Origin of the sequence: Streptomyces sp. NPDC060031 (assembly GCF_042736805.1) — a bacterium.
In the GTDB taxonomy this organism is placed as follows: Bacteria; Actinomycetota; Actinomycetes; order Streptomycetales; family Streptomycetaceae; genus Streptomyces.
In genome coordinates this window covers 36,490-61,335 of the sequence record NZ_JBHWVM010000043.1, presented here as the reverse complement: position 1 = coordinate 61,335, position 24,846 = coordinate 36,490, and the positions used below count along the sequence as shown (strand labels likewise).

The 24,846-nt window shown below is 70.5% G+C and carries 19 protein-coding genes; 10 read left to right on the top strand and 9 right to left on the bottom strand.

The features are described from left to right. Positions 1 to 44: 44 nt before the first annotated feature. Positions 45 to 1,361 carry a hypothetical protein gene (locus ACFWB8_RS20455; protein WP_385228654.1) on the bottom strand — a complete coding sequence of 439 codons (1,317 nt, stop codon included), beginning with the start codon at positions 1,359 to 1,361 and terminating at the stop codon, positions 45 to 47. A gap of 631 nt (positions 1,362 to 1,992) precedes the next feature. Then, positions 1,993 to 3,285 (bottom strand): chloride channel protein, encoded by a 1,293-nt coding sequence (locus ACFWB8_RS20450; protein WP_385228661.1) that lies wholly within the window; start codon positions 3,283 to 3,285, stop codon positions 1,993 to 1,995. Positions 3,286 to 3,803: 518 nt separating this feature from the next. Between ACFWB8_RS20450 and ACFWB8_RS20445 the strand changes: the two genes are divergently transcribed. The 3 genes from ACFWB8_RS20445 to ACFWB8_RS20435 all read left to right on the top strand — a co-directional run bounded on the left by ACFWB8_RS20445 (position 3,804) and on the right by ACFWB8_RS20435 (position 7,310). Next, on the top strand, positions 3,804 to 4,625 hold the full coding sequence (locus ACFWB8_RS20445; protein ID WP_385228657.1) for an SDR family oxidoreductase: 822 nt from the start codon (positions 3,804 to 3,806) through the stop codon (positions 4,623 to 4,625). Between the two features lie 160 nt (positions 4,626 to 4,785). Further along, a complete protein-coding gene (locus ACFWB8_RS20440) occupies positions 4,786 to 6,270 on the top strand; it encodes a cytochrome ubiquinol oxidase subunit I (RefSeq protein WP_385228651.1) in 1,485 nt (494 codons plus the stop codon). Continuing rightward, on the top strand, positions 6,270 to 7,310 hold the full coding sequence (locus ACFWB8_RS20435; protein WP_385228648.1) for a cytochrome d ubiquinol oxidase subunit II: 1,041 nt from the start codon (positions 6,270 to 6,272) through the stop codon (positions 7,308 to 7,310). Before ACFWB8_RS20440 ends, ACFWB8_RS20435 begins: the two co-directional genes overlap by 1 nt. 40 nt (positions 7,311 to 7,350) lie before the next feature. Here ACFWB8_RS20435 and ACFWB8_RS20430 read toward each other — a convergent pair whose 3' ends face one another. The 4 genes from ACFWB8_RS20430 to ACFWB8_RS20415 all read right to left on the bottom strand — a co-directional run bounded on the left by ACFWB8_RS20430 (position 7,351) and on the right by ACFWB8_RS20415 (position 12,448). Next, positions 7,351 to 8,931 (bottom strand): GMC oxidoreductase, encoded by a 1,581-nt coding sequence (locus ACFWB8_RS20430; RefSeq protein ID WP_385228645.1) that lies wholly within the window; start codon positions 8,929 to 8,931, stop codon positions 7,351 to 7,353. Positions 8,932 to 9,103: 172 nt separating this feature from the next. Further along, on the bottom strand, positions 9,104 to 9,628 hold the full coding sequence (locus ACFWB8_RS20425; RefSeq protein ID WP_385228642.1) for a gluconokinase: 525 nt from the start codon (positions 9,626 to 9,628) through the stop codon (positions 9,104 to 9,106). Positions 9,629 to 9,668: 40 nt separating this feature from the next. Continuing rightward, complete coding sequence (locus ACFWB8_RS20420) at positions 9,669 to 10,622, bottom strand: cyclase family protein (RefSeq protein WP_385228639.1); 954 nt, start codon at positions 10,620 to 10,622, stop codon at positions 9,669 to 9,671. Positions 10,623 to 10,624: 2 nt separating this feature from the next. Further along, entirely contained in the window at positions 10,625 to 12,448 is a 1,824-nt protein-coding gene (locus ACFWB8_RS20415; protein WP_385228636.1) for a glycoside hydrolase family 15 protein, read from the bottom strand. A 216-nt stretch (positions 12,449 to 12,664) separates the two neighbouring features. Here ACFWB8_RS20415 and ACFWB8_RS20410 point away from each other — a divergent pair, with 216 nt between their 5' ends. The 6 genes from ACFWB8_RS20410 (at position 12,665) to ACFWB8_RS20385 (ending at position 19,204) form a co-directional block, all read left to right on the top strand. Further along, positions 12,665 to 13,618, top strand: coding sequence for a DUF389 domain-containing protein (locus ACFWB8_RS20410; RefSeq protein ID WP_385228633.1), 954 nt, complete (start codon positions 12,665 to 12,667; stop codon positions 13,616 to 13,618). 176 nt (positions 13,619 to 13,794) lie between these two features. Then, positions 13,795 to 14,715, top strand: coding sequence for an aldose 1-epimerase family protein (locus ACFWB8_RS20405; RefSeq protein WP_385228629.1), 921 nt, complete (start codon positions 13,795 to 13,797; stop codon positions 14,713 to 14,715). A 165-nt stretch (positions 14,716 to 14,880) separates the two neighbouring features. Next, positions 14,881 to 16,674 carry a cation:proton antiporter gene (locus ACFWB8_RS20400; RefSeq protein WP_385228625.1) on the top strand — a complete coding sequence of 598 codons (1,794 nt, stop codon included), beginning with the start codon at positions 14,881 to 14,883 and terminating at the stop codon, positions 16,672 to 16,674. A gap of 277 nt (positions 16,675 to 16,951) precedes the next feature. Beyond that, positions 16,952 to 17,113 (top strand): hypothetical protein, encoded by a 162-nt coding sequence (locus tag ACFWB8_RS20395; RefSeq protein ID WP_385228622.1) that lies wholly within the window; start codon positions 16,952 to 16,954, stop codon positions 17,111 to 17,113. 31 nt (positions 17,114 to 17,144) lie between these two features. After that, the gene (locus tag ACFWB8_RS20390; RefSeq protein ID WP_385228619.1) at positions 17,145 to 17,852 is read left to right on the top strand and encodes a hypothetical protein; all 708 of its coding nucleotides are present in this window, start codon (positions 17,145 to 17,147) and stop codon (positions 17,850 to 17,852) included. A 260-nt stretch (positions 17,853 to 18,112) separates the two neighbouring features. Next, positions 18,113 to 19,204 (top strand): PP2C family protein-serine/threonine phosphatase, encoded by a 1,092-nt coding sequence (locus tag ACFWB8_RS20385; RefSeq protein ID WP_385228616.1) that lies wholly within the window; start codon positions 18,113 to 18,115, stop codon positions 19,202 to 19,204. 46 nt (positions 19,205 to 19,250) lie between these two features. Here ACFWB8_RS20385 and ACFWB8_RS20380 read toward each other — a convergent pair whose 3' ends face one another. The 3 genes from ACFWB8_RS20380 to ACFWB8_RS20370 form a co-directional block, all read right to left on the bottom strand. Next, a complete protein-coding gene (locus tag ACFWB8_RS20380) occupies positions 19,251 to 20,963 on the bottom strand; it encodes a glycerol-3-phosphate dehydrogenase/oxidase (RefSeq protein ID WP_385228613.1) in 1,713 nt (570 codons plus the stop codon). Between the two features lie 37 nt (positions 20,964 to 21,000). Beyond that, positions 21,001 to 22,518: a glycerol kinase GlpK gene (gene glpK, locus ACFWB8_RS20375; RefSeq protein WP_385228610.1), complete on the bottom strand. Its 1,518-nt coding sequence runs from the start codon at positions 22,516 to 22,518 to the stop codon at positions 21,001 to 21,003. A gap of 84 nt (positions 22,519 to 22,602) precedes the next feature. Further along, positions 22,603 to 23,451, bottom strand: coding sequence for an MIP/aquaporin family protein (locus ACFWB8_RS20370; protein ID WP_385228607.1), 849 nt, complete (start codon positions 23,449 to 23,451; stop codon positions 22,603 to 22,605). Positions 23,452 to 23,757: 306 nt separating this feature from the next. On the opposite strand from ACFWB8_RS20370, the gene dhaK reads away from it, so the two are divergent. Continuing rightward, entirely contained in the window at positions 23,758 to 24,762 is a 1,005-nt protein-coding gene (gene dhaK / locus ACFWB8_RS20365) for a dihydroxyacetone kinase subunit DhaK (protein ID WP_385228604.1), read from the top strand. Positions 24,763 to 24,846: the final 84 nt, after the last annotated feature.

Below are 24,846 nucleotides of genomic sequence, written 5' to 3'. Positions count from 1 at the left end.
GCCCGGCAGCCGCCGGCCCGGGTCCGGCGGCCGCCGGGGCCCGACTACTTGATCAGCGCGGTCCAGTCCGGCGCCTGTGCGGGGTCGAGCATGCGCAGCTGGCCCAGAACCTTCGGGTCCTGTGCGTCGAGCCAGTCCGCCAGCTCCCGGAACGACACGCAGCGCACGTCTTGGCGCGGGCAGACGTCCTTCATGACGTCCTCGACGGCCTTCATGTAGATGCCGCCGTTCCAGTCCTCGAAGTGGTTGCCGATGAACATCGGCGCCCGACTGCCGTTGTAGACACGGTTGAAGCCGTTCATGTACGAGCCCCGGACCTGCGCCTGCCACCCTGCGAACTTCGCCGGGTCGCCCTGGGTGCTGTCGCCCGACTGGTTGTAGAGGAAGTTGAAGTCCATGGAGAGGACCTGCACTTCTTTGCCCTGCAATGGCACGAGCTGGAGGGGAAAGTTCCATATGTCGTCCTGCTTGGACGGCCACAGCTGGAAGTCTCCCGAGGAACTCGCGTCGTAGCGCCAGCCGTACGGCTTGATCGCGGTCAGGAGGTTCTTCTGGCCCTCAAGGCACGGCGCACGGCCGCCGACCACTTCCCGGTCCGGGTCGAAGGGCAGCGGCGCCTCCTTGGTGAAGCCGGTGTTGGTCTTCCAGTTCTTGATGAACGAGTACGTCTGGTCCGTCTCGCTCTTCCATTCGGCGGGGCTCCACTCCCCGCCGCCCTTGGGCCCGCAGAAGTGCCCGTTGAAATGTGAACCGATCTCGTTGCCGTCGTTCCAGGCGCCGCGCAGCTGTCCGAGGGTGGACTTGATGTGCGGGACGGTCGGGTACGAGATGGCGGCCGCTCCCTCACCGTGCTGGGGCGGGCGGTAGAGCGTCTTCTTGTTCTCCGGCAGCAGGTAGATGCCCGTGAGGAAGAAGGTCATGTGGGCCTTGTTCTCCCGGGCCACCTGGCGGAAGTGGGAGAAGAGGTGGTCGTCGCCTTCCAGTGCGCCGTCCCAGGAGAACACCACGAACTGCGGCGGCTTCTCGCCGGGCTTCAGCCGCTCGGGCTTGAGCTGTCCCGGCTGCGGTCCGGTGTAGGAGGTGGAGCCGTCTCCCAGGACCTTGACCTTGCCGTCCCAGGCCTTTTCCGCGCCCTTGTCGGCGGCCCCGCCGGCCGCAGCACCCGGTGCCGCGAGCTTCGCGTCGCGCTCGGTGGTCCCCGAGGAGCCCGCCGTGAAGGCGTACGCGGTGGCGGCGGCGCCGCCCAGGGCGATCACGGCCACGCCTATGCCCAGGCGCCTGCGGTTCTGTGCCTTCCTGCGTACTTTGCGGCTGCTCCGGGATTCCGTCCGGGTGCCTGCAACGGCGTCGGTGTCGGCCATCGCCATCGTCTCCCCCCCTGCTCACCGCAGCAGGGCCGCGCGTGGATGGTTCATACGAATATAGAACTTGTCGGCACTCACACCGCACCCCGAGCCCCTCCCGTACGTCGCTTCACAGCCAAACCACAGCTCCGGGGGAAGGCGGCTCAGCGCACCCGGCCGCGGGGCTTCACGCTGGTCGGGGCGCATCCAGGAGTCTGATCGGAGGGGCTGGTGCCCCGACCGTACGGCGGATTACGGACAACGGCCTCGACGTGATGCACCGACCGCCCGGGCGTGGCCTTCGCTCAGCACGGTCGCGGCCCCCTACGTGAGTTGTGCGACCGGGCCGACGTCAAGGATCTGGGCGGCTTCGCCGATGGAGCCGGCGGCTTGGGCGGGCCGGTCGGCGATCAGCGGGAACCGGTCGTCACCGGCGGTGCGTATGTCGCGGAGCTGGGCGGGGGAGGGGATGACCGCGCGCGCGGGGGCGTACCGCTGGGGCTTGACGCCCAGGGACTGCCTCCCCCTCCGCTGACGGCACGTCCCCGTGTCCCCATGTCCCTCCCGCGGGCCGACCGGCTGCGCAGAGCCCGCCACACCGTCGGGAGGAAGGACGCGTACAAGGCGTCGCTCATCATGGCCGCGACGACTACTGACCAGGCGCTCGCCCGGCGGACGACTCGCTGAAAGCGGGGATCGGCGGGCCTTGCGGCAGCAGCTGGGTCAGGACGAAGGACAGGACCGCCGCCAGCATCACGATCGCGACCGTTTCCGTGTTGCCCAGCAGGAGGACGACCAGGACCACGCTGCTGACGGGCAGACGCAGTGCCGCGGTGACCGCCGCCGCCATCCCGGCCGCCATCGCCGGCACCAGGCCGAAGCCGGGCAGCGGTGCCAGCAGGGCGCCGGCCGCCCCGCCCAGGAACAGCGCGGGGAAGACGGGACCGCCCCGCAGGCTTCCCAGGCAGAGCGAGTACGCGAGGGCCTTGAACACCAGCACCGCAACGAGGGCGCCCACCGGCCAGGCGTGCGGGTCCTGGGCCATCTCGCCCAGCGCGTCCTCCCCGGACAAGGCGACCTCGGAGGGCGAACGGCCGGTGGCGACCGTGTAGAGGGCCATGCAGCCCGCCGCGCCGAGCGCGCAGAGGGTGGTGTTCCGTACCGTCCAGGACGACACGAATCCGGCCGCCAGCCTCCCGCCCACGAAGACCACGTGGATCAGGAGTGCGAGGGCCGGCGCCAGCAGCAGCACCCACAGCACGTCCCCCGCGTCGAGCAGCGGCGCCTTGGGCAGGCCGATGTCCAAACTCCCGGTCGGCAAGCCGGTCCAGTGGACGAACCCGGTGAACACCAGTGCCCCGACCCCGCTGGCCAGCAGGGCCGGCAGCATCACCGCGAACAGCTGCGGCCCGCCCACTCCGGCCACCTCCATCAGCAGCACCGCGCCCACCACCGGGTTCCCGAAGAGCGCAGCGATGGCTGCTGCGGCGCCGGCCGCGCCGAGCAACGCCGTGCTCGCCTTGGTCTGGGGCGCCCGTACCAGGCTGGCGAAAAGCAGGGCCGTACCGCTGCCCAGGGCGATCAGTGGTGCCTCGGGGCCCAGCACGGCGCCGAGCGGCAGGCTGAACACGGCGGCGATGACGACACCGGCCAGGGCGTCCTTCGTGATCCCGCCCGAGTGCAAGCCGCCCGCCGGGATGTGCCCGCCCCGTCCGGGAAGCCGCGTGACGACCAGACCGACGGCCACTCCGGCCACCAGCATGAGGGGGAACCCCCACCACCAGGGGGGCTGTTCCCAGCCCAGATCCTTGGGCCAGTCCGTCCAGACGAGCCGTTCCAGCTGGTGGATCGCCACGAGGAACCAGAACGCGATCAGCGACACTGGAATACCGATCAGGCCGCAGAACAACAGCGCCTTGCGGTACTCGGGCCGGCGCAGCATGCTCTGCAACTGGTCGGCTTCCTGGGGCTGACTCGCCGACGGGGACACGGCGTCTTCCGACTTCGTCCCGGCGATGGGGTCCTCCTGGGCTCAGCGGCTCGACGAGCGATTCCCCCACGACGGACGAGACTATCCGGTTTGTCATCCGCTGCCCGTCGCCACGCCGCCACAGTGCGGCGGGGCGTCGGTTCGGCGTCGCGCACCACGTACTCGGTCCTGGCCGCGTCCTGGCGCGGCCGTTCGCTGGGCCACCGCCGATCCCATGAGGGGTGCCACCCCGCGTGTAGCCCGACCGTGGGACCTGCCCGGCCGAAATGGGGCTGCGTGGCGCGCCGGTGCGTCCCGCCACGGTGCGGGGTGCTTTCGTCTGTGCCCGGGCCGGTGGCCGCTCCTGTGCGCCCGTTCCGGGGACAACTGAGGGTCAGCCCCTCTGCATGCGTCGCCGGTCGGGCTTTCCTGCTGGGGGTGGGCGCTCCGTTCAACCTGCCTAAGGAGAGATCGTGGCAACCAGAGACGACATGAGCCGCGCGGCCGGGTCCGTGCAGTTGCTCAAAGGCCAGAAGGCGCTGGTGACGGGTGCCAACTCGGGCATCGGCCTGGCGACCGCCGTCGCCCTGGGCCGGGCCGGAGCGGACGTCGTGGTCAACTACGTCGTCGGCGCGGACGAGGCGGAGAAGGTCGTGGCGCAGATCAAGGACTTCGGGGTCCGTGCCTACGCCCATGAGGCTGATGTGTCCGACGAGGATCAGGTGGTCGCCATGGTGGCCCGGATGGTGGAGGAGTTCGGCACCATCGACATCATGGTGGCGAACGCCGGCCTCCAACGGGACGCGGCCCTGACGGAGATGACGCTCGCCCAGTGGCAGAAGGTCATCGACGTCAATCTGACCGGCCAGTTCCTCTGTGCCCGGGAGGCCGCCAAGGAGTTCGTGCGGCGCGGCGTGGTGGAAGAGGTGTCCCGGTCGGCCGGGAAGATCATCTGCATGAGCTCGGTCCACCAGATCATTCCGTGGGCGGGGCATGTCAACTACGCCTCCTCCAAGGGCGGTGTGGGCATGCTGATGCAGACGCTCGCCCAGGAGCTGGCCCCCCAGCGGATCAGGGTCAACGCGGTCGCACCCGGCGCGATCCGCACACCGATCAACCGCGACGCCTGGTCCACCCCTGAGGCCGAGGCCGATCTCCTGCGGCTGATCCCGTACCGCCGTGTGGGTGACCCGGACGACATCGCCAACGCCGTCGTCGCCATGGCCTCCGACCTTCTCGACTACGTCGTCGGCACCACGCTCTACGTCGACGGTGGGATGACGCTCTTCCCCGGCTTCGCCACCGGAGGCTGACCGCCCGTACGGGACCCGGGCAGCCGGGCGACGTGCAGCCGAGTGCACACGCGGGCCGGATGGTGCGTCACGCGGGTGAGGACAGCTCCACGGTGCCCCTCCGTCCGCGTCACGGCCCTCTCAGCCCCCGCCGTCCGCGGGCAAGACCAATGAGGCACACATGTTCAGCACAGTGATCCACCTGGCGGATGCGCCGCCCCAACTCCTGCCGGCTCGTGAGCTGATGGCCTTCACCCTCGGTTCGCACATCCTGCTGGTTCCCTTCGGAGTGGCGCTGCCGTTCATCACGCTGTTGATGCATTACCGGGGGCTGCGCCGGGGCGACCCCGTCGCGCTCAAGCTGGCGCGGCGATGGTCCGCGGTGATGGCCGTCCAGTTCGCCATCGGCGTCGTCACCGGCACGGTTCTGTCCTTCGAGCTCGGTCTGCTGTGGCCCGGCATGATGGGGCGCTGGGGTGACGTCTTCGGACTCGGGTTCGGCGTCGAGGCGTGGGCGTTCTTCCTGGAAGCCGTGCTGATCGCCATCTACCTCTACGGATGGCGGCGTCTGAAGCCGTGGACCCACTTCTGGCTGGGCGCACCGTTGCCGCTGGCGGCCTTGATGGGGGCGTTCGGAATCATCGCGGCCAACGCCTGGATGAACACCCCGCGGGGGTTCAGCCTTGACAGCCAGGGCAAGCCCGTCGACGTCGAGGTACGACAGGCGATCTTCACGCCGATGTTCGGCCCGGAGTACTGGCACTTCGTGGTCGCGATGTTCATGACCGCCGGGTACGTGGTCGCCGGGGTGTACGCCGTGGGCTGGCTGCGCGGGCGACGCGACCGGTACCACCGGCTCGGCTTCACGCTGCCGTTCACCGTGGCCGCGATCCTCACACCCGTCCAGTTCATGGTCGGCGACTCCGCCGCCCGCGCCGTCTTCCACAAGCAACCGGTCAAGTTCGCCGCCACGGAACTCGTCTGGGAGACCGACACGCACGTCCCGGAGTACCTGTTCGGACGGCTGAACAGCGACGGGACGATCTCCGGCGGGATCAAGATCCCCCAGCTGGACTCGATCCTCGCCGGCTTCAAGCCGAGTACCCAGGTGACCGGGCTGACGGCGGTGCCGGAGTCCGACCGGCCCACCGCCGTCCAGGCCACCATCGCCCACTGGGCCTTCGACATCATGGTCACCGTCGGCAGCCTGCTGATCCTGCTCGCGCTGTGGTACGGGTGGAGCTGGCTGCGGCACCGGGAGCTTCCCCGCAGCCGCTGGTTCTTCCGCTGTGCCGCCGTCGCGGGAGCCGCGTGCCTGCTCACTGTGGAGTGCGGCTGGATCACCACCGAGGTGGGTCGTCAGCCCTGGATCGTGTACAACCAGATGAGGGTCTCGGAGGCGGTGACCGGCACGCGCGCCGGATCCCTGTGGGCGATGCTCGGCCTCGTCATCGTCGTGTACGTGATGGTGTTCGGCGCGTTCATCGCCGTCGTCCTGAAGATGCGCACCCGCTGGCGCATCGCTGACGAGACTCCGGCCGCCGCGCACGGCGCACCGGCCCCGGAGGCCGACACCCCCTACGGACCCAGAGATGAGCCCGGGGCCGCGGCCGGCGGGGCAGTGTCCGCCGGCGGCTCCGACCGAAACGTTGGGGGTGCGTCCTGATGGCGGAATTCATCGCCGGGGTGCTGGTGGTCGTCATCGCGGCGTACGCCTGTGGCGGAGGTACCGACTACGGCGCGGGTTTCTGGGACCTCCTGGCCGGCGGCGCGGAGCGCGGCAAGAGGCCCCGCTGGCTGATCGATCACGCGATGGCCCCCGTCTGGGAGGTCAACAACGTCTGGCTGATCTTCGTCTTCATCATCATGTGGACCGGCTTCCCGACGATGTTCCAGGCTGTCTTCGGGGCGATGTGGCTGCCGCTCGCGCTCGCGGCCGTCGGCCTGGTACTCAGGGGCGCCGGGTTCGCCCTGCGCAAGCCGACCCACCGACTGGCCCAACGGCGCATCTACGGTGCGGTGTTCGCCGTCTCCTCGCTCGTCACGCCCTTCTTCCTCGGAGCGGTGCTCGGCGGCATCGCCGCCGGACGGGTCGCGGTCGGGACCACCGCCTCCGCGGACGCCTGGGCCAACCCGACCTCGGTCCTCACGGGTCTGCTGGCCGTCGCCGCCGTCGCGTTCCTCGGGGCGGTGTTCCTCTGCTCCGACGCCCGCCGGTTCGGTGCGGACGACCTCGTCGACTACTTCCGCCGCCGGGCGCTGCTCGCCTTCGCCGCGGTCGTCGTCCTCGCGCTCATCGCCCTGCCCGTCACCCATGACGACGCCCGGCACGTCTGGGACGGCCTCACCGGGGGCCTGGGACTGCTGCTGGTCATCCTGGCCGCCGTCTGCGGGCTGGCCACGGTGTTCCTTCTGGTACGCCGCTCCTACGGCTGGACCCGCTACACCTCCGCGGCGAGCGTGGCCCTCACCGTCGGCGCCTGGGGCTTCGCGCAGCGGCCCTACCTGCTGCCCACCTCGCTGACGGTGGCCGACGCCGCGGGCGCCCCTGCCACCCTGCACTGGCTGGTGATCGTCACGGGCATCGCGATCGTGCTGGTCGGCCCTGCGCTGGTGCTGCTCTACCGGCTCGACACACTGGGCCAGCTGGAGCCCCTCACCGACGCCGACACCCAGGCGGCCGGAGCGCCCGGGGACGACGCGTAGCCGGGGCTCCTCGGCCCTGTCGTGGCGCCTGCTGCGTCCGTCAGCGCATCCGCTCGATGAGGCGGTCGCCGACCCGCAGGGCGTTGGCGATGGCGGTCAGTGACGGGTTCACCGCGCCGATGCTGGGGAAGAAGCTCGTGTCCACGACGTAGAGGTTGTCGAGGTCATGGGCCTTGCAGTCGACGTCCAGGGCCGAGCTGCGCGGGTCGGAGCCGAACCGGACCGTGCCGGCCTGGTGGGCGGTGGCCCCGATGGGCATGCCCTTGTGGAGGTAGATGCTGTGCGGCAGCAGGTGGTGTTCGTGCATGCCCAAGTGTCCGAGCATCCCTCTGAGCTTGTGCTGGAGGCGCTTGAGCCCGGCGATGTTGTTCTTCTCGTCGAGGGCCAGGTGGATGTCGCCGTTCTTGTCGAGGGTGACGCGGCTGTCGGACAGCGGCAGGTCCTCCCCGCAGAGCCAGAAGTCGACGGCATGGTGCGCGAGCATCTCGAACGGCATGTCCGGGGCGACCGCGCCGGCCCAGCGCGGTGCCTCGCCATGGATCTGATCGGCGTCCGACTTGCCCAGCATCTGGATGCCACCGAGCGGAAAGTCCCAGTCGTCCGCCCCGAGGTACCAGTCGTTGAGCGCCAGTGTCTTCTGGAACTTGGTGGGGTTCGGCTCCTTCGACACCGCCATCAGCGCCAGGTTGTTGTGCCGCATGTAGTGGCGCCCCACGACGTCCGAGCTGTTGGCCAGGCCGCCGGGGTGCTTGTCGTTCGCCGAACGCAGCAGCAGAGCGGCGGAGTTGACCGCCCCGCAGGCGACGACGACGATGTCGGCGCTGAATCCCGCCGTCGACCCGTCGCCGAGCTCGGCGACGACGCTCGTGACGGTGCGCCCGGTCGGGTCGGTCTCCAGACGCCGGACGTTGGCGCCCGTCACCATCGTCACGTTGTCGTACGTCAGCGCCGGATCGACGCAGATCACCTGGGCATCGGACTTCGCGCCCATCAGACAGGGGAAGCCGTCCACCCGGTCGCAGCGGATGCACACGCTGTCGTGGGTGGCCCGGCCGTTCTCGTCCTGGGTCAGGTTCACCCCGATGGGCAGGTGGAAGGGGTGGAGCCCCTTCTTCTCCAGGTCGTCGCTGAGCTGCTGGATGCGCGGCTCGTGCTCCACCGGGGGGTGGGGATACGGGCCGCTGGCCGGGCCCTCCGTCGGATCCTCGCCGTGCCGTCCGTGTACGAGATAGAGCTGCTCCGCCTGTGTGTAGTACGGCTCCAGATCCTCGTAGCGGATCGGCCAGGCCGGCGAGAGGCCGTCGTGGTGGCGCAGCTCGCCGAAGTCCTCGGGACGGAGGCGGAAGAGCGCGGCGCCGTAGAACTTGGTGTTGCCCCCGACGTAGTAGTTGACCTCCGGGGGGAACGCCTCGCCGTGCTTGTCGTACCAGAACTCGGGGGCGCGGTACTTGCCCTTGACGAAGACGGCCGTGGAGTCCCAGTTGTCCCGCTCGCGGGGCAGGTAGTCGCCGCGCTCCAGGACCAGGATCCGTTTGCCGGTGGGGGCCAGCCGGTGGGCGAGCGTGCCGCCACCCGCTCCCGTACCGATGATGATGACGTCGTAGTGCTGATCGTCGGCCATGCGGGGCCCCGTTCTAGGAGTTGTCGGTTGCCCCCGCCGTAGCGCCCGCCCGAAGGGCCCGTGGTGTGGGTGTCGATGTAACACCTGCATACGTGGGACATTCCGTGCCGATCCGACGCTATCCGGCAATCCCGGTGGCGGCGACCGGAGGGGCACCCATCGCCGGTCCGCTTCACCCGGTCGCCCGCACCGCGTGCGCTGCCTCGTCGACGATGCTCGGCGCACCGGCTGTCGCGTCCAGGGTCACACCGGGCTCGTCAGGCTGCAGCGGTTCGAGGGTGGCGTACTGGGAGTCCACCAGCAGTGCGGGCATGAAATGGCCCCGGCGTCCGTCGACCCGCTGTGCGGCGGAGGCCCGGTCGAGCGCGAGGTACAGGAACAGGACGCCCGCGCCCGCTCGGCGGAACAGATCCCGGTACTCGCGCTTGAGTGCCGAGCAGGCCATCACCCCGCCCCGACCGGAGGCCGTCGCCTCCCGGATCCAGTCGGCGAGGGACAGCAGCCACGGCCGGCGGTCCTCGTCGTCGAGAGGCCGCCCGGCGGCCATCTTGGCGCGGTTCGCGGCCGAGTGGAAGTCGTCCGCTTCCGCAAAGGGCACCGCCAGGCGGTCGGCGAGCAGCCGTCCGACGGTGGACTTCCCCGCTCCCGAGACACCCATGACGACCACGACGGGCGGCACCGGGGACGCTGCTCCCATGACGTTCCTCCCAGCCTGGTCCGGCCGGCTCGAACCGGCCTCAGAACACGGCGATCGGATTGACCGGCGAGCCAGTGGCCTCCGGCAGCCTCAGCGGGGCGATGACGCAGAGGAACGACCAGCGCCCTTCCGCCTCGCAGACCTCCACGAGGTCCTCGAACTGCAGGTAGTCCAGAAGGTGGAGGCCCATGGCGTGGATCGCCAGCACGTGCACGGGGAAATCGACGCCCTCGGTGGAACTCGGCGCGGTGTCGTGGTTCCCGTCGCTGCCGAGCACCGCGACCCGCCGGTCCCTCAGGAACTCCACCGCGGACGGATGGAGGCCGGCGCGCAGGTCCGCCGCGTGCCACGCACCCAGCTCGGCGCGGCGCCGGCGGTGGCCGACCCGGACGAAGAGGAGGTCGCCCTCGTTCACCCGGACGTGCTGGGCACGCTCCGCCGCGGTGAGGTCGTCAACGGTCACGTGATCGCCTGGTTCGAGCCACGGCACCCCGCGCAGCCGCGGAATGTCCAGCAGGACGCCGCGGCCGACGATTCCGTCGCGAGCCACCTCGATGGACAGGGCCGTGGCGCCGCTCGCCGTGACGCTGTTCGCGTCCACGCCGCCGTACAGCGTGCCGTCGTAGATCACGTGACACAGCGCGTCGACATGGCTGTCGGCGTCCCCGTGAACGTTCATCGTGATGCGGTCCCTGGCGAACTGGAGCCCGGTGGATTCGATCCCACCCCGCACGGCGCCGGTCATGACGTGCTCGCACGGCTCGGGATCGTCGGGCCCCCGCTCCGTCTCCACCTGCGCCGCCATCGTCACCGTTCGGCCGGACCGTACCTCGGCTGCCGCCGCCAGCACGTGGCGCGGGGTGATGTCCTCAAGGGCACCGCGCTGCGGGGCGCCGGGGAGGGCGCCGGCCCTGCGGCGGACGCGTGCGTAGAGCGCGGCGAACTCGGCCGCGCTCAGCCGCGGTGGCCCCGCCGCAGAGGCCGGCGTGAGCATGGTCAGCGTCCCTGTTCCTCGTCGAGCGCCTTGTCGAGGGTGGTGGCGGCCATGATGAGGGACAGGTGGGTGAACGCCTGGGGGAAGTTGCCCAGTTGCTCCCCGCTCGGACCGACCTCCTCGGCGAAGAGACCGACGTGGTTGGCGTAGGTCTGCATCTTCTCGAAGGTGTACCGGGCCAGAGGCAGCCGCCCCGCCCGGGCCAGCGCGTCCACGTAGAGGAACGTGCACAGACTGAAGGTGCCTTCCGAGCCGCGCAGCCCGTCGGGTGATGCCGCCGGGTCGTAGCGGTAGACGAGGCTGTCGGAGACGAGCTTGCGGTCCATCGCGTCCAGCGTGGACAGCCAGGCCGCGTCCTTGGGAGCGATGAAACCGACCCTGGGCATCAGCAGGAGGGAGGCGTCCAGGACGTCGTCGCCGTCGTAGTGCTGGACGAAGGAGCGCTCCTTCTCGCTCCAGCCACGCTGCATGATCTGCTCGAAGATGGCGTCCCTCGCCTTGCGCCATCCCTCCAGGTCGGCGGGCCGCCGGAAACGCTCGGCGATCTGCAGCCCCTGGTCGAAGGCGACCCAGGACATCAGCCGGCTGTAGGTGAAGTCCTTCCGGCCGCCGCGGGTTTCCCAGATGCCCTCGTCCGGACGGTCCCAGGCTTCGGCGAACCAGTCCAGAGCCTTCGCCAGCGTCTTCCACCCCTTGTAACTGGCCTGCTGGGCGATCTCGTATCCCTGGGACAACGCGTAGAGCGCCTCGCCGTAGATGTCGAGCTGGAGCTGGTCGGCAGCGCCGTTGCCGATGCGGACCGGGGAGGAGCCCCGGTAGCCCTCGAAGTGGTCGAGCGTCTCCTCCAGCAGGTCGGGGTCGCCGTCGACGCGGTACATCGTCTGGAGAGGCTCTCCCTCCTGGCCCTCGCGCTCGCCCAGCCTATCCACCAGCCAGTGGACGAAGGCGGTGGCCTCCTCGACGAAGCCGAGGTCGAGCATCGCCCGCACGGACAGAGCGCCGTCGCGGACCCACGTGAACCGGTAGTCCCAGTTGCGCTCTCCGCCGACCTGCTCGGGCAGACCCATCGTGGCCGCCGCGACCAGGGCGCCGGTGGGAGCGTAGGTGAGGAGCTTGAGGGTGATCACCGAGCGGTGCACCTGTTCGGGCCAGCGGCCCCGGTAGCGGGACTGGCGCAGCCAGTTCTGCCAGAACCCGGCGACGTGCCAGAACTGCGCGGTGACGTCCTCGACCGTGGGCGGCGTGGGCGCCTCGCCGCCGGACGCGCACACGGTGAAGACGGCGCCGCCGGATTCGCCGGCGCTCAGCCTCACCCTGCCCCGCACGTCCTGGCCTTCCCGCTCCAGCGGGAAGGTGGCCTGCAGGTGCGCATCGATGCCGGGAGCCCGGAACACGGCGCTGGTGCCGTCTAGTTCGAGCTGGTGTTCGGCCCGGCCGTAGTCGAAGCGCGGCCGGCAGTCGAGCGTGAAGTCGACCGTCCCCCGCACGCAGCGCACCGCGCGGACCAGGGTGTGCCGGTCGGTGGCGGTGCGGGTCTGGTCCGGAGGCATGAAGTCGATCACTTCGCCCACGCCGTCCGGCGACATGAAGCGGGTCACCAGGATGGCCGTGTCGGTGTAGTAGAGCTGTTTGCAGGTCGCGTCCGGGTGCTCGGGAGCCAGCTCGAAGTATCCACCGCCGTCGTGGTCGAGCAGGGCGGCGAAGATGCTGGGAGAGTCGAACCTGGGAGCGGCGAACCAGTCGACGACACCCTTCGAGGAGATGAGGGCGGCGGTCTGCAGGTCGCCCACCAGTCCGTGCTCGGCGATGGGTGGGTAGCGGTCCATGATCACTCCGGAGGCTCGGCAGATGCTCCTGCAGATCCACCATCGCTCACCCCGGTCGTCCTCGCCACGCCATGGCGACCGAGCTCGGGTTGCCGACCACCGGCCCGGCGGGTGTTACTGACTGGGCCGGCCCGGGCGGGGCCCGTGGGCCCGAGCTCGACGATTCGCACCGTGGCGCCTTCCGTGCGGCCGACGGCCGAACGATGGAGGTGGCACATGGAGATGATCCACGTCCGGCTGGTGAGCCCGCCTGACCTCACCCCCGCTGCGCTGGAGCTGCTGGCCGACGACCGTTACGTGTTCAACCGGGTCGTTCTCCCCGGCCTGGCGCACAATCCCGACGGCGACGCGGTCGAGTGCGACATCCTGGCGGGCGCGGCCAACACCCTGCTGCGCGGTCTGCGCGAGCTGGAGCTCGACCACCGTGGATCCATCGTCATCGAGCCGGTCGAGATGGCTCTCTCGGCCACCGCGGCCAAGGCGGAGGAGCAGCAACTGGGGGCGCTCGCGCACACACCGATCTGGGAGGAGGTCGAGGCGCGCATTCGCGCCGAGGGCACCTACCTGCCGAGCTTCTACGTCTATCTGACCATCGCGGGCGTCATCGGATCGGTGGGGATCCTGACCAACTCCCAGATCCTGATCGTCGCGGCGATGGTCGTCGGACCGGAATACGGCGCCATCACGAGCGTCGCGCTGGGCATCAACCACGGCAACCGCGTCAGGATCCGGCAGGGCCTCTTCGCCCTGACCGCGGGATTCACACTGGCCGTTGTGGTGACGTTCCTGTTCTCGTGGGCGATCCGGGGCCTCGGACTGCAGCCCAGGGCGTTCGACCTGGGCATCAGGCCGGTCTCGACACTGATCGACGCCCCCAACGTCTTCTCCGTCGTCGTCGCGGTGCTGGCCGGCATCGTCGGGATCATGTCGCTCACCCAGTCCAGAACGAGCGCGCTGCTCGGCGTCTTCATCTCCGTCACCACCATCCCCGCTGCCGCCGACATCGGCGTCTCCTGCGCGTTCTCCAGCTGGAGCGAGGCGCGCGGATCCCTCTTCCAGCTCCTGCTGAACATCGTGCTGCTGATCCTGGTGGGCGTGCTGACGCTCAGGTTCCAACGGGCTGTCTGGCGACGCATCGGCCGACGCGGCATAGGCGCGCGGGGCGGGTAGGGCATCGGCTGCCCGTGGCGCGAGCGGGCGAAAGGCCGAGCGACCCCGCCCGCGGCAACGTGTCGCGCTTGACCGGCCAGGCGCGCAGCCGCATGCTCCGGACGGAGGCCGCTACCACAAGCCACGACCACGCCCGCGTCTCGGATCGTCACCCGGGCGGACCAAGGAGGCCATGCGTGCAGGAGAGCCGCACCGGACGCCAGCTGACGCTCCGACACGGCTCGCACGAGGTCGTCGTCGTCGAGCTGGGCGCTGCGCTCCGGTCGTACACCGTCCGTGAGCGCGCCGTGATCGACGGATTCGCGGCACAGGACCTGATCACCGGAGGCCGCGGCCAGATCCTCGCGCCGTGGCCCAACAGGATCCGGGACGGCCGGTACCGCTGGGACGGACAGGAGCTGCAACTGCCGCTCACCGAGCCGGCCGCCGGCAACGCCCTCCACGGGCTGCTCCGCTGGCTCTCCTGGCGGGTGGTGGAGGAGAGTGACAGCCGGGCCGCACTGGAGGTGCAGCTCTGGCCGCAGCCGGGTTATCCCTTCCACCTCCATGTCGGTGTCGAGTACACCCTCGGTGACGGTGGTCTTGAGGTTGCCGTCACGGCGCGCAACCTCGGCGCGCTCGCCGCGCCCTACGGTTTCGGCCAGCATCCCTACGTCACGGCGGGCACCGCGGCCGTCGACGAGGCGGTGCTGACCGTCCCCGCACGGACTCGGCTGATCACCGACGAGCGCGGTCTGCCCGTGGCCGCCGAGCCGGTCGCCGGGACGGCGTACGACCTGCGTGCACCGCGCGCGGTCGGAGCGCTTCGACTGGACACCCCCTTCGGCGACCTGGACCGGGACACGGACGGGCGGGCCGTGGTCCGCCTGGCCCACCCGTCGGGCGCCTTCGGTACGGATGTATGGCTCGGGCCGGGCGCCGACTACGTGCAGCTCTACACCGGCGACACCCTGCCACCGGGGGAGCGGCGTCGCGCGATCGCCGTCGAGCCCATGACCTGCCCGCCGGACGCCTTCCGCAGCGGCACGGGGCTCGTCGCTCTGGCGCCCGGCGCGCGCCACACCGTCCACTGGGGGATCACGCCGTGGGAGGAGTGAGGCGTGGTGCACGATCCGGATCCCCATCCGGCTGGGGGATCCCCCTCGTCCTGGTGACCGCTGCTGCCCCAGCCGCCCCGCCGACCGCCATCTGTCCCCTCCCCGCCGAGGACAGAGCCCGTCGGTCGCACGGCTGACCGGCAGACCACATCGGAGGGCCTGACAGTGACGACGAACGAGGTGCTCATCGGCCTGGGTCTGACGGTGGTCCTCGCCGTCGGATCCCAGATCCTGGCCCGGAGCCTGCGCATTCCGGCCCTCATCGTCCTGCTGCCGGTGGGCTTCGCCGCCGGCGCGCTGGTCGACGAGATCAACCCCGAGCGGCTGCTGGGGGAGGCCTTCTCCCCTCTCGTGTCACTGGCCGTCGCAGTGATCCTCTACGACGCCGGCCTCGGGCTGGACCTGGCGAAGCTGAAGGGGCACACCCGCCGTGTCGTCGTCAGACTGCTCTGGACCGGTGTCCTGATCACCTGGTTGCTCGGCAGCCTCGTCGCCGCTCCGTTGCTGGGCGTGTCCCAGCAGGCGGCCGTCATGATCGGCGCGATCCTCGTGGTCTCGGGGCCGACCGTCGTCGGACCGCTGCTCGCCTTCGTGCGGCCCAAGGAACGGCTCCAGCACGTCCTGGTCTGGGAGGGCTCCCTCATCGACCCGGTCGGGGGCATCCTGGGAGCGCTGGTCTTCCACGCGGTCGTGGCGACCACCGGTCGCAGTGTCGTCAGCGGGGCTGCGGGCTTCCTGGCCAGCGCGGGCGTCGGCGTTGCCGGGGGAGTGCTCGGGGCGTTGCTGCTGTGGGGACTGCTGCGGGTGCTGCGGCTCGGCGAGATGCTCGGCACCACGGCGCAGCTCGCTGCGGTGATCGGTGTGGCGGCGCTCTGCGACGTCCTGCGCGAGGACACGGGCCTCATCGCCGCGGTGGTCATGGGCCTGGCCGTCTCCAACGTTCTGGGCGTGGACGTCCGGGCACGCCGACCGTTCTTCGAGACCCTGGTCAGCTTGATCCTCGGCCTGCTCTTCATCTCGATCTCGGCCACCGTCACCCCGCACTCGCTGCTCCACGTGGGGTTGCCCGCGCTCGGTCTCGCGGCAGTCCTCGTACTGGTCGTCAGACCCCTGGTCGCCGCGGTCTCCACGATCGGCACGGACCTGACGCGCGGTGAGCGCTGCTTCGTCGGCTGGATGGCGCCGCGCGGTATCGTCGCGGCCGCCACCGCGTCGACGTTCTCGGCCGACCTGGTGGCCAACGGGATCGGTGGCGCGTCGAAGATCCTGCCGGCCACGTTCGTCGTCATCGTCGCGACCGTGACGGTCTACGGCCTGACCGCCTCGACCGTGGCCCGGCGCCTGGGCGTTGTGCGCCCGTCCCGCTCGCGACCCCTGCTGGTCGGCGGAGACCCCTGGGTGATCGACCTGGCTCTCGCCCTGCGGTCGGCGGGGCCGGAGCCACTGATGTGGTCGGGCGACGACCAGCAGCGCGAACGTATCGAACAGGCGGGGATCGAGCTCGCCCCCAGCGAGCTGCTGGCCGGCGCCAGCGGCGAGGGCGCCGAGCTGGAGGGCCTCACGGGGGTGTTCTTCCTTACCGCCGAGGCCCATTTCAACGCACTGGCGGCGACCGTTCTGAGCGGCAGCGTGGAAGGTGAGGTCCACCGCCTCCGTGCACCGCAGGAGAGCCACGGCGTGGTGGCACCGTTCATCGGTGGCGAGGCTCTGTTCGGCGCGGACATGACCTGGTCGTACTTCTCCCGCAGTTACGAGGACGGGGCGGCCGTCCGGGCGCAGCCCGTCGGCGGTGCCCTGCCGCCCGGCTCTGACCTGCTGTTCCTGGTACGGCTGGACGGCCGCCTCGATCCGGTCACGGTGGACACCAGACCGCCGTCCGAACCGGGAGACACGCTCGTACTGCTGGTACCCGGCGAGCGAGGGCACGGCGCATCCGCTGGACCGGGCCCCGCCCGGTGACGTCCCATCGCTTCGCCCGGGTCGGCGAGGACGCGCGGTGCCTGATGGGTCCCACCCGACCTTCCGGTGGATCTCGCGCCGTACGGCCTTCTCCCCGACGCCGAAGGTCCGTCGAGGCATGACGCTTCGGAAGGCCTGGAGTGCGGAGCGTGTCGGCCACGCCGCCGTGTTCACCCGGTCTACGGTGGGGTCCAAGATCCAGCCTCGAGTCCGAGCGAGCGAAGAACGGTCGTCGAGGCAGCCGCCGCCACACGCCTTCACCATCGAGGAGCCGCAGATGAGCGCGACATCATGGGCGACCATCGCCCCCCGCCGTGCCGTCGACGCGGCCGCAGAGCGCCTCCCGCTGCACGACACCCCGGACTCCGCCGGCGCGGACCGCGCGCTCGTCGCCCGCGGCCCCCGGCGCCGGGTGACCGCGGCGCACAGCGCGATCTGACCCCGCCACCGAGCCCGGGCAGCAGTCGGCCGTGACCGGACACAACCCCTCCGATATGGACCGTGCGAGCGATCCGCACGAGCCGGAGCCGCAGCCTGCGGTGTACGGCGAGACCCGCTGGCCGATGGCCGCAGCAGTCATCGCTTCCGCGGTGCTGACCCTGCTTCTGCCCGACGACTTGCGCCTGGGGCCCCGATGGGCGCTCCCCCTCGCAGAAGGACTGCTCCTGGTGGCGCTGATCTCGGGCGACCCCGTTCGGATCGGCCGCCGCTCGGCCGCCTTGCGCGCAGTGTCGATCGCCTTGGTCACCGTGCTGGCGTGCGGCGCCATCTGGTCAACCGTCCAGCTGATCGACGATCTTGTGCACGGCGGGAGCGAGACCGACTCCGCCGGTGCCCTCCTGCTGGCCGGCGGCAGCGTCTGGGCCTCCACCGTCCTCGCGTTCTCCCTGCTGTACTTCGAACTCGACAGCGGCGGGCCGGCCGCCCGGGCCCACCGTATGCCCCCCACTCCCGCACTCGCCTTTCCCCAACAGCTCAGCCCCGAACTGAACGCCCCGCACTGGCGTCCCCGTTACGGCGACTACCTCTACCTCGGATTCACCAATTCCACCGCATTGAGTCCCACCGACGTCATGCCCCTCGCTCTCTGGGCCAAGGCCGTCATGACCCTCCAGTCCATCGTCTCCCTGGTCATCCTCGGACTCGTCATCGCCCGGGCCGTCAACGTCCTCGCCTGAGAAACCCGTCCGCGCCTGTTCCAGGCGTGCAAGGGCCTCGCGGGTCTGGCCGAGCTGCCACTCCAGCCAGCCGACCACCGTTCGGTGGAGGGTGGCTCTTCTCTGTGAAGCTTTCGTCCACACGTTCTATTTCAGACTCCTTTCCCCGCCCGGGTCCGCAGGGCCCGTGTCTTGTCCAGCAAGGGTTTGTCGGTGACAGCAAGGTACGGAGTCTGTTCGTCAGCGCGCTATGCCCTTATTGCGCAGATATTCTGGGAAGTGTGATCGAGTCTGGACGGCCGCGGGTTCGTCGGCGCTACGGCCGGGGCAGGCTTGTGCGGCTGTCGCCGGTCATTCTGACCATCGTGATCGCCAGCCTGGCCTACGCCACACCGCCGGAAATGGCCTTCAGCCGTCTCCTGCCCGCAGCGCCAGCGCTAGCCGCCGCCATGTGGCCGGTCCTCCCCACCGTCCTGCTCGGGACGGTCTGCCTCCTCCTGATGATCGGCCTCGGCCTCGTCTTCCCCGACCTGGGGACGTGGTGGACGGCCGCGGGGATCATCGCGGTCACCGTGGCCGCCGCGTACGGAAGCCACGTGAGGCTCCAGCGGGAGCGCACCCTCTTCCAGGTACGGCTCGTCGCCGACGCGGCGCAACAGGTGGTGCTGAGCCCCATGCCACGCCGCTTCGGAAATGTCGAGATCGAGTCGCTGTACCTCGCGGCCGCGGCGGAGGCCCGCATCGGCGGCGACTTCTACGAGGTGGTCGACACGCCGTACGGGGTCAGGCTTCTCATCGGTGACGTGCGGGGCAAGGGCCTGCCGGCGGTGGGGGCGGCCGCGGCCATCGTCAACGCCTTCCGGGAGGCGGCCTACGCCGAGAGCGACATGGTCGACGTCGCACGCAGGCTGGACGTCAGCAGCACCCGTTACAACGCGGCCTTTCCCCCCGACGGGCCGATGGAGCGCTTCGCCACGGCCCTTCTCGTCGAGATCCCGCACGAGGGCAGACACATCGACATCCTCAACTGCGGACACCCCCCGCCGATTCTCCTGAACCGCAGGAAACTCCGTGTCCTCGAGTCCGCCACCCCCTCGCCATTGCTCAGCCTCGCGGAGCTGATCGGCGATCACTACAACGTCGACACCTTCGACTTCGCCCCTGGCGACCTGCTGCTCCTCTATACCGACGGGATCGCCGAGGCCCGCGCCCGCGACGGCGAGTTCTTCCCGCTGGCAGCTTGGATGCGTCGACAGCCCCCGACGCCGCCCCGCGAACTGCTCACGGCCCTTCACCGCGACCTCCTCCGCTACACCAGAGGACACCTAGACGACGACATCGCGGCCCTCGCCGTACGCCTGTGTGAGCCCTGAGGCGCGGAGTCCCGGTGAGCGCCCGCACCACTCAACCTCGATGGCATCAGTTCACCGGGATGATGTCGGGGGCGCCGAGCCGCACCGCGTCGGCGGTCCGGTCGTCCGGCTGCTGCTGGGCCTCGCGCTCGGCGGCCACGCGCTTGAGATAGTGGTCGACCTCGCGGTCCCGGTGCGCCCGGTCCCATCCCAGGTGGGGCGCCATCAGCTGGGCCACGGTCGGCGCCGCGTCCACCCCGCGGTCCCAGGACTCGATGGAGATCCTGGTGCGCCGGGCGAGGACGTCCTCCAGGTGGCGGGCTCCCTCGTGGGTCACCGCGTACACGGCCTCGACCCTCAGGTAGTCGTCGGAGCTCGGCAGTGCCTCGCCGAGCGAGGGGTCGGCCGCCACCAGGGCGAGCAGTTCGGGCGCCAGGGAGCCGTACCGGTTCAGGAGGTGCTCGATGCGGGCGACATGCAGCCCGGAGCGCTCGGCAAGCCCGTGCCGCGCGTTCCACAGCGCCGGGTACCCGTCGGCGCCCAGCAGCGGAACGCGGTGCGTGACGCAGTCGGGGACCTTCTCGTCCAGGGCACGGGCGGCCTCGTCGACCGCGTCCCGGGCCATCACCCGGTACGTGGTGTACTTGCCGCCCGCCACCACGACGAGTCCGGGCACCGGATGGGCGACGAGGTGCTCCCGGGACAGCTTGCTGGACTCCGCCGCCTCGCCGGACAGCAGGGGGCGCAGGCCGGCGTAGACGCCCTCGACGTCCTCGGGGACCAGGGGGGTGGCCAGGACGCTGTTGACGTGTTCCAGCAGGTAGGTGACGTCCTTGGAGCTGAGGGCGGGGTGGGCCTTGTCGAGGGTCCAGTCGGTGTCGGTGGTCCCGATGATCCAGTGCCGGCCCCAGGGGATGACGAACAGCACGCTCTTCTCGGTCCGCAGGATCAGACCGGTGCGGGAGTTGATGCGGTCGCGGGGGACGAGCAGGTGGACGCCCTTGGACGCGCGGACGTGGAACTGGCCGCGGGTGCCGGCCATGGCCTGGGTGTCGTCCGTCCACACCCCGGTCGCGTTGATGACCTGCTTGGCCCGCACCTGCGTCTCGTCGCCGCTCTCCAGGTCCGTGACGACGGCGCCGACCACCCGCTCGCCCTGTCGCAGGAAGCGGCTGACGCGGGTGCGGTTGGCGGTCAGTGCCCCGTACGAGGCGGCCGTACGGGCGAGGAACAGGGTGTGCCGGGCGTCGTCGACCTGGGCGTCCCAGTACTGGATGGCGCCCACCAGGGCGTCGGAGCGCAGGGCAGGTGCCTCGCGCAGGGCCCGGTGTTTGCTCAGGTGGCGGTGGTGGGGCAGGCCTCCGGAGGTGCCGGAGGCCCGGGCCATCGCGTCGTACAGCAGCACGCCGCTGCCGACGTACGGGCGCTCCGTGAAGCGGTGCTGCAGGGGGTAGAGGAACGGCACCGGCCGTACCAGGTGGGGGGCGAGGAACCGGAGCAGCAGGCCCCGTTCCTTCAGTGCTTCGGCGACGAGGCGGAAGTCGAGCATCTCCAGGTAGCGCAGGCCGCCGTGGATGAGTTTGCTGGAGCGGCTGGACGTACCCGACGCCCAGTCGCGGGCTTCGACGAGTCCGACGCTCAAGCCCCGGGTGGCGGCATCCAGGGCGGCCCCGCTGCCGACGACGCCGCCACCGACGACGAGGACGTCGAGTTCGCCCTGTCCCATGCCGGCGAGGGCCTGCGTGCGGGCTTGGGGTGAGAGGGCCACCGGATCGACCATGGTCTCCTCCTCAGTGCTGCGGGCGCGCGGCCGGAACCTATTCGACCTTGGCCCAGTCGAGCGTGCGCTCCACCGCCCGCTTCCAGCCCTCGTACCCTTCCGTGCGCCGTTCCTGCGACCACTCGGGGTTCCAGCGCTTGGACTCCTGCCAGTGGGTGCGCAGTTCGTCCGTGTCCCGCCAGAAGCCGGTGGCGAGCCCGGCCGCGTAGGCGGCGCCGAGCGCGGTCGTCTCGGCGACCACGGGACGGCTGACCGGTACGCCGAGGACATCGGCCTGGGTCTGCATGCACAGGTCGTTGGCCGTGACTCCGCCGTCGACCTTGAGCACGTCGAGGTGGACGCCGGAGTCCTGCTCCATGGCTTCCACCACGTCGCGGGTCTGGTAGCAGATGGCCTCCAGGGTGGCCCGCGCCAAGTGGCCGTTGTCGTGGTAGCGGGCCAGGCCGACGATCGCCCCGCGGGCGTCGGAGCGCCAGTACGGGGCGAACAGGCCGGAGAAGGCGGGGACGAAGTAGATGCCGCCGCTGTCCTCGACGGTGCGTGCCAGGCGCTCGCTCTCGGCTGCGTCGCCGATGATCTTCAGCTGGTCGCGCAGCCATTGCACGGCGGAGCCGGTGACCGCGATGGATCCTTCGAGGGCGTAGACCACGGGGTCGTCGCCGAACTGGTACGCCACGGTGGTCAGGAGGCCGTGCTGCGAGCGGACCAGTTCCGTCCCGGTGTTGAGCACCAGGAAGTTGCCGGTTCCGTACGTGTTCTTCGCCTCGCCGGGCGCGTAGCAGACCTGCCCGACGGTGGCCGCCTGCTGGTCGCCGAGGACACCGGTGATGGGAATGGCCTCGCGCAGCGGCCGGGAGGTGCGGGTCTGCCCGTACGCCTCCGGGTGGGAGGACGGGTTGATGGTGGGCAGCATGCCCCGGGGTACGCCGAAGAAGCCGAGCAGTTCGTCGTCCCAGTCGAGGGTCTCCAGGTCCATGAGCATCGTGCGGCTGGCGTTGGTGACGTCGGTGGCGTGGACGCCGCCGTCGGGTCCGCCGGTGAGGTTCCACAGCACCCAGCAGTCGGTGTTGCCGAAGAGGGCGTGGCCGTGCTCGGCGGCCTCCCGCACGCCGTCGACGTTCTCCAGGATCCATTGGATCTTGCCGCCGGAGAAGTAGGTGGCCGGTGGCAGCCCCGCTTTACGGCGGATGACGTCGCCCTGGCCGCCGCGCTCCAGTGCGGCGGCTATGGAGTCGGTACGGGTGTCCTGCCAGACGATGGCGTTGTAGTACGGGCGGCCGGTGCGGCGGTCCCAGACGACGGTCGTCTCGCGTTGGTTGGTGATGCCGACGGCCGCCAGGTCGGAGGCGTCGAGGTTTCCGTGCCGGAGGGCGTTCTGGATCACGGAGTTGGTGCGTTCCCAGATCTCCACCGGGTCGTGTTCGACCCACCCCGAGCGCGGGAGGATCTGGGAGTGCTCCAGCTGGTGCCGCGCCACCTCGTTGCCGGCGTGGTCAAAGATCATGAAACGGGTGCTCGTGGTGCCTTGGTCCACTGCGCCGACGAAGTCAGCCATGGGGTGCCGCCTCCTCTTGGGATGCCGTGTGTCGGGGCCGTCGTCCGGGACGGAACGGGTGGTGTCCGGCCGCCCCGGATCGGGTCAGCTCTCGTCCGGTACCGGTACGCGTCCGGGGGGCTCCGGTTCGGCGGTCGGCAGGAACCTGCCGATGAAGAACTTGTAGAGACCGGCTCCCAGCAGACCGCCGATCAGCGGGCCGATGATCGGCACCCAGAAGTAGAAGTTCCCGTACTGATCCCTCCATGCCGTGCCGTACCCGGTGAGGAAGCTGGCCAGCCGGGGGCCGAGGTCACGGGCGGGGTTGATCGCGTACCCGGCGTTGGTGCCCCAGGCCATGCCGATCGCCACGACGATCAGGCCGACGATGAACGGGGCGAGGTTGGCACCGGGAGGCGTGTTGAGCAGGTCCGTGACCGCGAGGATCAGCAGGAGCAGGATCGCGGTGCCGATGATCTGGTCGCGCAGTGCGCCCCACTCGGTCACCGGCAGGTTCGGGTTTCCGTTGGCCGGCAGCGTGGAGAAGACACCCTGCGTCTTGATGGTGTGGCCGGGGTCGGCCTTGGCCAGCGCCTCGGTGTAGTTCCAGCGGACGATCAGGGCGGCAACGAAGGCTCCGGCGAGCTGGGCCAGCGCGTAGGGGGCCACCTTGTTCCACGGGAAGCCCTTGAAGGCGGCCAGGGCGACGGTCACCGCGGGATTGAGGTGGGCGCCGCTCAGCCGTGCCGCGACGTAGACGCCCAGGGTCACGCCGAGACCCCAGGCCCAGGCGATGCTGTCGTGGTTTCCGAGGCCGCCCGCGGGGTCCGTCAAGGCTCCGCCGGCGACCACCTGGGCCACGACACCACAGCCGAAGAGTATGAGGATCATGGTGCCGGCGAATTCGGCCGAGAGTTCGCCGACCAGCCCTGAGGCTTTGAGGCGCTCCTTCATGGGTGCCCGCTTCCCGCCGGTCCGAAGACCGGCATTCGACTGCCCCGAGCCCCCCGTTCAGCGTAAGACGGGTCGCCCGAACCGGAAAGGCGGGGTCCGGTCCTGCGGAGGCGGAGGCCGGTGCTCGCTTCGGGTTCCTCGATCTTTCTCCGAGGCGGCCGCCCGAGTTCTCGCGGATGTCGGCGGCGTGGCAGCACACTGTTCGTAGGGCGTGCCCGCGCGGACGCGCCCGCCCGGCGCGCGGTGACCGGTGCTCCGTGACGGCGCCGGACCCCTCATGCGCCGGCTCCGACCGGGAGGCACACCATGAAGATGCTGATCAACAGTCCCGGGACCGTGGTCGCGGACGCCCTGCGAGGGCTGGCCGCGGCCCACCCCGAACTGGACGTGGACGCCGAGGCCCGGGTCGTCGTACGGCGGGACGCGCGGCAGGGCGGGCGCGTCGGTCTCGTCTCCGGCGGCGGCTCCGGACACGAGCCGTTGCACGCCGGCTTCGTCGGATACGGAATGCTGTCCGCCGCCTGTCCGGGCGAGGTGTTCACTTCCCCCGTGCCCGACCAGATGGTGCGGGCGGCCAAGGCCGTGGACTCCGGCCAGGGGGTGCTGTTCGTCGTCAAGAACTACACCGGGGACGTACTGAACTTCGACATGGCCGCCGAGCTCGCCGAGGAGGACGGCATCCGGGTCGAGCGGGTGCTGGTCAACGACGACGTCGCCGTGACCGACAGCCTCTTCACCGCCGGGCGTCGCGGCACGGGCGCCACGCTCTTCGTCGAGAAGATCGCCGGGGCGGCGGCGGAGGAGGGCGCGCCGCTGGAGCAGGTCGCCGCAGTCGCCCGGCGGGTCAACGAGGCCTCGGGCAGCTTCGGAGTGGCGCTGAGCGCCTGCACCACCCCCGCCAAGGGCAGTCCCACCTTCGACCTGCCGGACGGCGAGCTGGAGCTGGGCATCGGGATCCACGGCGAGCCTGGCCGGGAGCGGCGCCCGATGATGTCGGCGGGGGAGATCGCGGAGGCCGCGGTGGGTGCCGTGCTGGAGGACATGGCCAAAGCGGCCCCGGTCGACGGGCCGGTACTGGCCCTGGTGAACGGGATGGGCGCGACGCCGCTGCTGGAGCTGTACGGCTTCCACGCGGAGGTGGCCCGGGTGCTGGCGGCTCGGAACGTCCCGGTGGCCCGGACCCTCGTGGGGAACTACGTCACCTCGCTGGACATGGCGGGGTGCTCGGTGACGCTGTGCCGGGCCGACGAGGAAATGCTGCGGCTGTGGGACGCGCCGGTGCAGACGGCAGCGCTGCGCTGGGGCCGCTGACCCGACAGACTGCTCAATACGCAGGCCTGGTTCTCGCGGGCGCCGCCCTGCAGGGTCCCCGGACACGCACGCTTTGATCGCCGG